At 33.7% G+C, this 12,122-nt stretch carries 5 protein-coding genes and 1 pseudogene; 1 reads left to right on the top strand and 5 read right to left on the bottom strand.

Annotated features, from left to right (window positions below; translation table 11 throughout):
- Nucleotides 1–3: 3 nt before the first annotated feature.
- Both GMC_RS0102700 and GMC_RS20460 read right to left on the bottom strand, forming a co-directional pair.
- Nucleotides 4–1,137: an efflux RND transporter periplasmic adaptor subunit gene (locus GMC_RS0102700; RefSeq protein ID WP_010520686.1), complete on the bottom strand. Its 1,134-nt coding sequence runs from the start codon at nt 1,135–1,137 to the stop codon at nt 4–6.
- A gap of 263 nt (nt 1,138–1,400) precedes the next feature.
- Nucleotides 1,401–6,341, bottom strand: coding sequence for an Ig-like domain-containing protein (locus tag GMC_RS20460; protein ID WP_094766244.1), 4,941 nt, complete (start codon nt 6,339–6,341; stop codon nt 1,401–1,403).
- 695 nt (nt 6,342–7,036) lie between these two features.
- On the opposite strand from GMC_RS20460, the pseudogene GMC_RS21045 reads away from it, so the two are divergent.
- Nucleotides 7,037–7,249: pseudogene (locus GMC_RS21045) on the top strand (transposase); the annotation flags it as partial.
- 182 nt (nt 7,250–7,431) lie between these two features.
- Here the strand turns inward: GMC_RS21045 and GMC_RS0102685 are convergent.
- From GMC_RS0102685 to GMC_RS0102675, 3 genes are all read right to left on the bottom strand, one after another.
- Nucleotides 7,432–8,388, bottom strand: a complete 957-nt coding sequence (locus GMC_RS0102685) for an anti-sigma factor (protein ID WP_010520683.1) — start codon at nt 8,386–8,388, stop codon at nt 7,432–7,434.
- 88 nt (nt 8,389–8,476) lie between these two features.
- On the bottom strand, nt 8,477–9,136 hold the full coding sequence (locus tag GMC_RS0102680; protein WP_010520682.1) for a Crp/Fnr family transcriptional regulator: 660 nt from the start codon (nt 9,134–9,136) through the stop codon (nt 8,477–8,479).
- Between the two features lie 513 nt (nt 9,137–9,649).
- The gene (locus tag GMC_RS0102675) at nt 9,650–11,917 is read right to left on the bottom strand and encodes an aconitate hydratase (protein ID WP_010520681.1); all 2,268 of its coding nucleotides are present in this window, start codon (nt 11,915–11,917) and stop codon (nt 9,650–9,652) included.
- Between the last annotated feature and the right edge of the window lie 205 nt (nt 11,918–12,122).

Below are 12,122 nucleotides of genomic sequence, written 5' to 3'. Positions count from 1 at the left end.
TGACTACTTATTATTTGTGGATTGGTCGTTAGAAACATAAGGCTTAACAATCATCCCTGCATATGCCCCTGGAACTGGTCTTTTTAACAAAACTGTTTTGTCGGGTACGGACTTTAAAACCACTTTTTTATCTGAAAAGTATACTGGTTTAACTGCAAGCACGTCCAAAACACTATCCTTTATCACGTAAATCTGATTATTTTCCAATAACAAACTTCGGTCAATTTCTATAGCGTTTTGTTCCTCTTTTGCGTCCAAATTCGCTTCTAAAAACATACCTGCTTTTAAATCGGGGTGTGATACTTCAATAAACACACTAACAGTTTGGGTAGCGTTATCTACATTTCCGCTAATGCGAGAAATACTACCTTCATATTCTTTCGTTCTATTCAAATTAGTCAGGAACACTTTTTTCCCTTGCTTAAGAAAACTAACTAAAGAGGCACTAATTGCTATTTCCATTTCATACACTGAAGTATCAATAAAAGCCCCTAATTTTTGACCATTTCTAATTAATGAACCTTCGGTAACCAAAGCTTCGGTCAATATTCCTGAAAAGGGAGCTACAATTCGGTATTTTGAAAGACGTTGTTCCAAATTTTTAACCGTGTAGTAATTGGTAATAATGCCACGGCCGGATATAAAATAGTTTTCTTTTTCAGAAGTAATTTCAGGTAATTTAGGGGTAGATTTATTCAAATCATAAGCTGCCAAATAGGATTGCCATTTAGGAAAAACATCTGGGAAATCCAATCGCAAATCAGGCATTATTGCTGCAATGGAATTGTAAAGGTTACTTTTAGCTGATTGAACGCTGGCGTAATATTCGTTGGCATCAACATTAATTAACGTTTGCCCTTTGCTATATTTTTGCCCTGATTTGAATAATTTACTTCCTGTTTTGAAAACCCCTTGAACTTCCGAAAATAATTCAATACGGCGTTTAGCTTCTAAATTACCACTAGCAGGGATTACAATTTTTACAGTTCCATTTTTAGCCGTTTCTGTAAATACTGTTTTAACTACTTTATCGGCAACAGGTTTGGGTTTCTTTTTATTGGCTATTATTTTTTTTGCCCCTAAAAATGACCCTATAATTAATAATATACCAAGTAGTGAAAGTATAATTTTTCGCATAAAAACTTTTTGAAACAACTATGCTACCAAATATATTTAAATATCCCCTTATAACACTTAAAAAAAGCTTAAAAATAATGGTAACAGCTATCTTTAATCATATTTCTAAAATTCCATATTATTTAAGTCAATTCCATAAATTATCCACTCCAAAATAAAGATTTAGCTTCTGCATTTATTATTTTCATAAAATAAAAACAGGAGCATTTAATGAAAATGACTCCTGTTTCTAATTCTGTAAAGTTCTAAATACATTTAAATTATTACGGCTGTACAAATTTTAAGTTATAAATGAATCCTTGTTCCTCTTGACTCTCAATTCTTAGTATATACATACCTTGGCTTATTGAATTTGTATTAATTACACTCAATTCTTTATGGTTTTCATCAAACATTCCTTGAGAAATTATTCTTCCTTTTAAATCGATGATTGCATAATCCAATGTGTTGTTCATATGATTTGATAAATCAACTGTTACTGTTTCTTGATTTTCTTGAAACAAAACAATTCTTGAATTTACAGTATCATCCAAAAGTTTTTTCGCAGCGTTTTGTGGTATCAATTCAAATTGCTGGTTACCATTATTTTTAGAATAACTCCAAATATGAACATTATTAGAGTCTCCTACATTTTTATCCAACGCATAATCTTTACAATGAACTGGTCTTAGGTAGTGATTTTTTCCAATTTTAGTTATAATCCATTTTTTATGATTTCCATTTGAATTAGTCCATGTATTTACGTTTCCTCTATTTTCACATGTTGCATTGCCAACTTCTAAATACCTCGAAGTTTCCATGTTTTTAATAGTATGGATATTATTTCCAATATGCTTAAACTCCCAACGTTGGTCACTATAGTCTCCTGGTTTATTCATTTTAGCATTGTAATCATCCCTTCTGGCAGCTAAAATGTTTTGCCCATTACTTTTACTACGAATATAATATGTTCCATTTACAATTACTTCAGAAGAGGTTGTTGCCACAGGTGCTTGCTCTTCCTTACCTACTATAAATTCTACACAATCACTTACTACTGCTGTATTATTAGTATAAAAAGCCTTAATAATAACATCTTTTTTTCCTGATTTAGCATTTTTTAAAACGTGATCAAAAGGCGCTTTGGTTTTGTTGGCCACTAATTTATCATTTATATAATAAGCGACTTTCGTTATATTAGGAATACTCGAATCCATTTTTAAAGTAATATCAGCTCCTTTTTTAAATTTTTGAGCTTCTACAGGCGAAGTGACTGTAAGACTAATAGTAGATTCCAATGCAGCAGGGGCATTATCATCCAACTGATTCAAAAATGCAATTAAATCATTTAATTGTTTTTTACTCAATCCAGATGTAGCACCATGTTTTTCATTATTATTTTTCTTTGTAAAAACTTCTAACAAAGTAGCTGCAGATCCATCGTGCAAATAAGGTGCTGTAGCCCACAAACCTTTTAGTGTCGGCACATCTATCCCTAATAATTTTTTATCAAGTCTTTTTCCACTTGTATTGTTTATAGTACCTACATCATACAAATAATCTTTGGTACTACTGTTGGTATACGTTTTTCCACTATGGCACTCGTAACATTTCAATTCATTAAACACTTTCTGTCCATTTTTAGCAGCATTGGTAAATCCCCCGTTTGACTTTGCATAAGGACTTTCTGAAAATGAATTTAAAGAAGTAATGTATGCCGCTAAAGCATCTAAATCATCACTCTTACCCGCTGCCTTTTTAGTTTTTCCTAAAGGATCATTCGCTACATTAAATTGCTGATTTCTCATTAAACCAGTTCCACCATTTAAGCTTCGTATTTGATTTTCAAAATCGTGAATCTCATCAAAATTTGCTGTCCAATGCAGTCTACCATGTGCCATACCGCCTTTACCAATTAAACTTATAGTATTTCTAAACCCTTCTCCCAGGTTTGTAAAATCGTATACCTGACCGTCTCCTCCTCCATCTAAGTGACAACTAGCACAAGCCATGTATCCTTCTTGTATTAGTCTTGGCGAAGAAGAATCATAAAACAATTTTTTTCCTTTAAGTACCTTTGCAGAGAGTAATTCCTTACTTACTGTTTTAATAGTAGCCAATGTACTAGAAGTTGATCCTCCATTTATAATTGAAGCCACATCAAAAACAGAAACAGAACGCCCTAAGAAGTTATTTACATAAAGTCGTTTCTGTGTATCATCATAAAATAAATCTGTAGGTACTGTTCCAGTAACTAATCTTGCAATTTCGGCATTAGTGTTAGCATCAGCTACAAACACCTCATTATTCCCTGGTTTTGTGATAAAAACAATACTACCGTTAGCACTAAATTCAATAGCATGACAACGATCACTATTATCAAGATCCATTCTACCTCCAAGATCATCTGTATCATTATTCAAATTAACCTTAGCCACCATAGCTCTAACAGTATTATCATGTTGTAGAGGCAGTCCATCTCTTTTAATACCTCTTTTAATATTGTCCTTTTTTGAGGCTATTCTTAATGAATTACCATCAGGTGCAATAGCTATTTTCGTAAGATAATTTGGAATACCTCTTCCAAATCTAGGGCCATCAACACCTACAGATTCTTTCAAAGCTATGGTACTGTAATTAGTAAACGTATTGGTAGCGATTTTATATATTTCTGATTTAGAATTTTCAGACACAAACCGAACTACGTATAAAAATCGTCCATCGCCATCAATTGCCATAGCTCCTGGCTTAGGTAAAATTCCATTAGCATCATTATTAAGCTTAATTTCTTTGGTTATTGCGTTAGATGCTATAGTAAGCTCTAGGATTTTTCCCAAAGATTGTAAACTCACGTATCCTTTTGTTTGCTTTTGATTCACTACCAATGCAGAAGGTTTAGAAGCTCTTGGCAACACAATAGTTCTTTCTACAGAATTTGTATTGCTATTAATAACACTTATTGTTGCGCTATTTTTATTGAGTACCCATAGCCTATTATTCCCAACAGAAGCTATTGATATTGGTTTTTTACCAACTTTAATCTCCTTAGATTTGCGAAGGTTATTTTCTGTAATTGATGAAACTGTATTAGCATCTTCATTAACTACCCATATCTTATTCCCAACTTTAGCAAATTGAGAACTAGATTTAGATGGCGTAACGGTGCTTATACCATTTATGACTTGATTAAATGCCAAGGTATTGACTAACCGAGGTTTCGCATTATTATTAATTATATCAAAACGGTCTATATTTCCTCCTGAACTACCTGCTGTGGCAGATAATCGCAATGTAACATTCCCTTTTGGTAAACTTATATTTTTTAGAGTTTCGTTTTTATACGAATTCCACGAGCCTGTAGATGGAAATTCCACCTTTATAGGTCTACCTCCGTTAATAGAAAGATTAAGCGGCCTACTACCTCCAGCTCCCATAGCATAGCGAATGGATAATGAAGCATTATTGGTAGCTATTGCATTCTGAAATTTTACTTCCACAAATACATTAGCGCCTTTACCATTAGGGAAATCTGCATACCCATTACCTGAAAATGAGTCATTAGAATTTCCTCCAGTAACACCACCTCTACTAACACCTGATTCGGCTTCTAACAAAATAGTAGAAGTTTGTTCAAATGCAGTTACTTTTGCATTGTATCTTCCTGATTTATTATAACTAAAAACTGGAGCGGTTCCTGTAACTTTATTTCCATTACCTGTATCCCATTGGTAGGTGTAGTTTGAATTGGGGTTCACCACTTTCCAATTTACATTTTGATTAACAGAGACTGCATCTGGCTTTTCGATAACAATATCCTCAGAAGAAAGCACTGCATTACCTGTTGAAAATTTGAATGAATGGTTACGTCCTAACTTATTTCCTACTAAATCTTGTATCCCATTTCCATTTAAAATTACTTCATAGGTCGAATTGGGTTCTAAAGGTTCTGAGGGTTCAAAAGAAAGCAAGGTATATGTCCAACCAAAAGTTCCAGATATTTCTGCTCCTCCTACCTTTCTTACTTTAAAAGAATTTTTATCAACCTTGTTAAAATTAATCCAACTTGACAGCGAGATACCAATTTTACTAGTCAAAGCTTGATTGGTTGCTCCATTTTCTGGATTAGTATAGATTACTCTGGGGAGTTTGGTATCTTTCTTAGTATCGTGTACAGCTACTACAGCACCTACAAAACCATTTACATATTGGTCATCAGCCACAATTAACAAATTTCCTACTGGTACACTGAATTGATCATCCCATCTAGTATCTCTTCCTTTTACTCTTCCTACTTGTACTGGTTTCTTAGGATCAGAAATGTCAAATTTCCATATTCCTTCTGTCCCTCCTCGGGATCCTCCTAAGTACAAAAAGTCATCATCATAAGATGTATATTCTGATTTTGGAATTTCTGTGGTACTTACATTTTTAATATTTCTAGGATCCGTAGTAACATCATACATTTGGAAAGGATTAATCAAAGTAGCATACTTGCCGTAAAATCCACCAATATAACTCTTCCAAGGCTTAAATGTAGGCTTAAAGCTATCTAAAAGTATAGGGTTTTTTGAATCGCTAATATCAAAAGTAGCAATACCTGAGGTGTTCTTTGGAGTAGTTACTACTAAAAGATTACCAATACAAAATAATGGACCGGCTTTAAAACCACCTATCTGAGCTTCTGTTAAAGTCTTAATTAATTTAGGCTTTCTTTTATTACTTGCATCTACCACATATACTCCATGATTTGTCGCACCTACATAAATAATATTTCCTTGTACTGTAATACCCCATACTGCATCAGTTACATCTCCAAAATTAATACCTGGCAGCGTCATGGAAGCTACATTTTTGGGATTTTTTATATTATTGATATTCCAGATATCAATCCCCTTACCAGAAGTGGTAACCAAAAATAAATTTCCATCACTATCTTTCATATACGAAACCTGATGACTTTCTTGCTCTCCTCTTCGGTGAACAGGGCTCTTGAATTCTTTTACCAAAAAAGGCTTATAGGGATTACTGATATTCCATATTTGATGTATTCCATTTCCTGCTAATACGACATGATCACTAATCACAGAAGGTTGATTGATATGTTCTTTACCCATCTGGGGACTTATCACTTTCCATGCTTCATTATTAGGATAATTTCGATTAGGAATTTGAGCAAAAACACCTGATAATACCAAAAAGGCGAATAATAATAGATAGTTCTTCATTCTTTAAGTAATTTCTTAAAAATCGTATCATATTATAAGCAAAGCAATCTTATAATATTTGGATTTTAAAATTGATTAAGTTGTTATTTTACAATTTGTAAGATATTACTAAAAAAAGAGGTTTGTTTGTACGGAATTTCTGAAAACATTTAATTGCATTTATGCAATTATCAAAAATAAATTAGCCTAAAAAAATGATTAATAATCTTATAAAAAAAGAAATTTTAGCACTAAATCTCATAAAAAAACCTTTCTTTTAATAAGAAATACGCGTTATTACCAACATTAAACTTTTTCAAGACCTATCAATCTTTATCAATAAAAACCGTCTTCTAGTGCTATTCGTCTTAGAAAAAAGTTTTTTTATTTTTAGAAAGATCATACATCAGAAAACTATACCTCAAAATTGACTCCACTATATTATTTGACAATACAATAGCGCTTACATTAGAAGGGTGATCAATAGCTCTATATAATTAGTAAAACACCCCTATTTAATGTACATATACCGTATACGTACTCATACAAGTCTCCATTTTTTGCTCACTGATTAAGAATCTTATTCTTTTATTTTCTACAAATTTTAAAATCATTATTATGAAAACTTCAAAAGTATTTTTATTAATTTTTGCACTATTGTATTTAAACCTAAATGCTCAAAAACACAAACATGGGTTGAAGAAAAACTGGAACATATTGAGTTATTCTTCTTGCCTTCTTATTCTCCAGAGAAAAACCCTGATGAGTATCTAAACTGTGATTTAAAATATGCTTTATCTGAAAAACCTGCTCCTAAAAACGAAAAACAGCTTGAAGAAAATGTCAAGAATCATATGAAAATGCTAACTGAAAATAGCCAAAGAGTAGCTAAATATTTTAACCATAAGGATATAAAATACGCAGCATAAAATCTCTATTTATTGTCGTCGGGTTAATAATTCTCAATAAAGGTTGAGGCATTACTACACTTTAATCACACTAACATCCTATTGCTGCTATCTATTATTGAAACCAAATAATTATAAAAATGAAAAACCGTATAAACAAATTTGTTTATACGGTTAAATCATTCTCACAGCAATTGTTAGAGTTATCGAGTTATTGTTCCTGTTGGGAATGATTCTAGGTTTTCTTCAAAATCATAAGCTGTTGGCGCCGTTTCTTGTCCTGCCATACCATCAAGAGGTTTTAACGTAAATGGTTTTGGATCATTATCTGGCACTGGCTCTAATGAAATTACAATAGTAGCACCTTTTAAATCTGCGCCACCTTCAAAACCAGTTCCTTCTAAATTATTAATAAAATCCTCTCCTGGAATTGGTGGTCCAAAGTTTTCAGCACCTCTAAAAGTTTCAATCGGTCTGCTATCCAAACTAGCCATAGCATTATCATCAGCAGCTTTTGGATCGCTAAAAGTACCCGTTGAATATGGAACTCCGTTTACAACGGCCCATCCTTCATATTTCCAACCGCTATCCGCTGCTAAAACTGGTAATTCTAAACTTGCTGCTGGTGGCATTGTTCCTGGCGTACCAAACCATACTCCAGCTTCGTCATTACTGTTATCTCCTGCACCCAGTGCTTCATCAGTTGGTGTTCTTAAAAAGAATTTTCCTGATATTTCATCTTTAGCCGTACTAAGGTCAGCAAACTTTTCATTAATAGTTTTGTAACTAATTGTAGCGGTATCAACTCCTTCGGCAAAATCAGCTCTAAACAATTTTGTTGCTGCTGGTGCTGCTAAAGCTTCACCTGTTTCGTCTGCTGGCTCAATAGATAATACGAAAGCTGTTGCAGTTTCTAAAACTGATGCTTCAACTTCCTGAAATTTTAAGGTAGGATCAGTAAATCGGCCTGTACTTACAGGGGCTTCTCCTACAATTAACCACCCTTCATATACAAAATCACTCCCTAATGCTTCCAAACCTTCAATTGCTAAGTTTACACCTGATGGTTTTTTTTCTTCCTCGTTACCATCATCACTATCACATGCCACTGCTAGGAAACTTAATGCAGCTGCTCCAAAAATTAATTTACTTAACTTCATTATTTATTATTTGTTTATTTTGAACAAACATATTATAAAGTGTAAGAACTAAATGTTAGCTAACTAACATTACAATAAAAATTATCAGTTATTGAAAAACAATGTGGTTTCTTTTAAAACTAAGTTTATTGCTTTCTTGTAATTCATTCAAAAGAATATTCAAGGTAGGGCGAGATGTAGCTATTAAACTTGCGATATCTTTCTGGGTATATGGATGTTTTACCATAGTTAATCCTGTATTAGGACAACAGTAACCATAATCCTCTTTCAGTTCCTCCAAAAATTCAATTAAACGAGTTTTCGTATCCTTAAATAACAGTAATTGCAAACGACGTTCCATTTTTTTTATTCGCATTCCAAGAAATTTGTAAATCTTCATACTGAATGCTTTATTCGTCCTCATCAAATCATGCATAGTTTCCACACCTATAGGACAAATAGCCGTAGTACCATCGACGGACTGAGCAAATTCAGTTCTTTTATCTTCCCCCAAAATCGCCTTTTCTCCAAATAATTCACCCTTCGAAAGAATAGACTTTATAATTTCATTACCATTATCATCATAATAACCTACTTTGACTTTACCTTTTGCGATCAGGTAAATTTTATGAGCAGCGTCTTCTTCAAAATAAATGTATTCTTTATTTTTATAATTATTGAATTCGTGATCTTTTTCAAATCTTTTTAGTTTGTGGGGGCACAATAACGAGAACATATTGGTCTGTTCGCAATACCAAATAGAATCCATAGCAAAATTTCTTAATGAGTTAGAGTTGTTGTTTTAAATTTTGTCGAACAACAAGCATCTTACTTACATTGTTTTTTTATGATTTTACCACTTTTTATCTTAATTATTGACGCTATCGATATTTTTAGATGACACAATCAATAATATTCGTATTTATAAACCTATTTACTGAAAGTAATTAAAGTTGAAGGCACTTACAGTAATGCTATCATAAAGCTAAAAGACGTGCTACCAATTGGAACTTGAAAATCACTATTAATTTTCAATATTCCATGACATATAAAATGGTTCCTTTTTTGCTCAATATTGTTCACAAAATGGCAGCATGGTTTAAGTCAAATTTATGCTTTTAATACTGGTGCTGCTTTTAAATTACTCAAATAAAAATCCGAATCAATAACGAAGAAAAGCCATTTCACTAATTTGAAATGGCTTTTATAGTCTATGAGGTTAAATTACCTACAATAACAACAATGCTGATAATACATTATTTTAGCTGGGAATTTAAAATTACTATCCATTTTGCTTTTTAATTAAATTTAGTGCGGAACCTTCATTGTACCACTGAATTTGTGCCTTATTGTAGGTATGGTTCAACTTAATGGAATCTTTGCTTCCATCAGCATGCACTATTTCTAACGTTAATTGTTTGTCAGGAGCAAACTCGTTTAAATCTAAAAAGTTAAAAATATCATCTTCTTGAATTAAATCATAATCCGACTCATTAGCAAAAGTAAGCCCTAACATACCCTGTTTTTTCAAATTAGTTTCATGTATACGTGCAAACGATTTTACAATAACAGCTGCTACTCCTAAATGACGAGGTTCCATGGCAGCATGCTCTCGGGACGAACCTTCGCCATAATTATGATCCCCAACCACTATACTGTAAATTCCCGCTGCTTTGTAGGCGCGTGCCGTATCAGGTACAGCTCCTAAATCGCCTGTTAATTGATTTTTAACTAGGTTCGTTTTTTTACCAAAAGCATTTACAGCCCCTATCAAACAGTTGTTCGAAATATTATCCAAATGCCCACGGAAACGCAGCCAAGGACCAGCCATCGAAATATGATCTGTTGTACATTTCCCAAATGCTTTTATTAACAATTTTGCTCCTTTTATTGTATTTCCAATGGGTTCAAAAGGAGTTAATAATTGTAGTCTTTCCGAAGTTGGACTCACAACTACCTCAACACCGCTTCCATTAGCAACAGGTGCTAAATATCCATTATCCTTAACCTCGAAACCTTTTGGTGGCAATTCCCATCCTGTAGGCTCATCAAACATCACCTCCTCGCCATTTTCACTAATTAATTTATCCGTTAACGGATTAAAATCCAAACGCCCTGAAATTGCGATAGCGGCAGTTAATTCAGGAGAAGCAACAAAAGCATGTGTATTTGGATTTCCGTCAGCCCGTTTTGCAAAATTTCGGTTAAATGAATGTACTATGCTGTTTTTTGGTGCATTTTTAGGGTCACTGTAACGAGCCCATTGACCGATACATGGTCCGCAAGCATTGGTAAAAATTTTAGCATCCAATTTTTCAAAAATCCCCAAAATACCGTCACGATCCGCTGTAAAACGCACTTGTTCCGACCCTGGGTTGATCCCTAATTCAGCTTTCATTTTAATCCCTTTATCAATAGCTTGTTGTGCAATGGATGAAGCCCTGGATAAATCCTCATATGATGAATTGGTACACGAACCAATTAAACCCCATTCTACCTGTAAAGGCCACTCGTTTGAAGTTGCTTTCTCGGTCATTGTTTTACCTACTGGAGTAGATAGATCAGGAGTAAAAGGTCCGTTTAATAAAGGACCTAATTCTGATAAATTAATTTCAATAACCTCATCAAAAAACTGCTCAGGATTTGCGTATACTTCTACATCACCAGTTAAATATTCTTTTACTTCATTGGCAGCATCAGCCACGTCAGCACGATCCGTAGATCTTAAGTAGCGCTCCATGGATTCATCGTAGCCAAAAGTTGAAGTAGTAGCACCAATTTCGGCACCCATATTACAAATAGTTCCTTTTCCTGTACAAGACATTGACGTAGCTCCAGGACCAAAGTACTCAACAATGGCACCTGTTCCTCCTTTTACAGTAAGAATTTCAGCCACTTTCAATATAACATCTTTAGGGGCTGTCCAACCCGACAACTTACCAGTAAGTTTAACTCCAATTAATTTAGGAAACTTAAGTTCCCAAGCCATTCCTGCCATTACATCCACTGCATCTGCTCCACCAACACCAATAGCAACCATCCCTAATCCGCCTGCATTTACCGTATGGGAGTCAGTTCCAATCATCATTCCTCCTGGAAAAGCATAATTTTCTAAAACTACCTGATGTATAATTCCTGCTCCAGGCTTCCAAAAACCTATGCCATATTTGTTTGAAACTGATTCTAAAAAATTAAACACCTCACTACTTACGCTATTCGCATTTTTCAAATCGGCAACTGCGCCTTCTTTTGCTTGGATAAGGTGGTCACAATGAACCGTCGTGGGCACTGCTACTTTATTTTTTCCAGCTTGCATAAATTGTAGTAATGCCATTTGCGCAGTAGCATCCTGACAAGCGATACGATCGGGTGCAAAATCTACATAATCTTTACCACGTATAAATGCCTTACTAGCTTTCCCTTCCCATAAATGTGAATACAGTATTTTTTCTGCTAGTGTTAAAGGTTTTCCTGTAATTTTACGTGCAGTATCTACACGTTCAGCTACCTGTTCATAAACCTTTTTAATCATATCTATATCAAATGCCATTTCGAGAATATTTTTAGTTTATACAATTTCACTAAAATACGAAATATCATACGGCTTTAAAAGATTTCTTTTTTGTCCTTTTGAATAAATTTTCTTGGATTCGAAACTTTAGAATAAAAACCGTTCCACTGAAAAAGTATAGACTTTGCAAAGTAAACTATTATAATTATTTATGAAATCAACTTTCCTTAATAGTAAGATATGT

The organism is Aquimarina agarivorans (assembly GCF_000218485.1).
Classification (GTDB): domain Bacteria; phylum Bacteroidota; class Bacteroidia; order Flavobacteriales; family Flavobacteriaceae; genus Aquimarina; species Aquimarina agarivorans.
The sequence above is the reverse complement of the archived record's forward strand: the minus strand, read 5'-3'. Positions and strand labels throughout refer to the sequence as shown.

Excerpts from the sequence above, each read along its gene's own strand:
- GMC_RS0102675 (WP_010520681.1), bottom strand. The coding sequence starts at position 11,917 with ATGGCATTTGATATAGATATGATTAAAAAGGTTTATGAACAGGTAGCT.
- GMC_RS0102680 (WP_010520682.1), bottom strand. The coding sequence starts at position 9,136 with ATGGATTCTATTTGGTATTGCGAACAGACCAATATGTTCTCGTTATTG.
- GMC_RS0102700 (WP_010520686.1), bottom strand. The coding sequence starts at position 1,137 with ATGCGAAAAATTATACTTTCACTACTTGGTATATTATTAATTATAGGG.
- GMC_RS0102685 (WP_010520683.1), bottom strand. The coding sequence starts at position 8,388 with ATGAAGTTAAGTAAATTAATTTTTGGAGCAGCTGCATTAAGTTTCCTA.
- GMC_RS20460 (WP_094766244.1), bottom strand. The coding sequence starts at position 6,341 with ATGAAGAACTATCTATTATTATTCGCCTTTTTGGTATTATCAGGTGTT.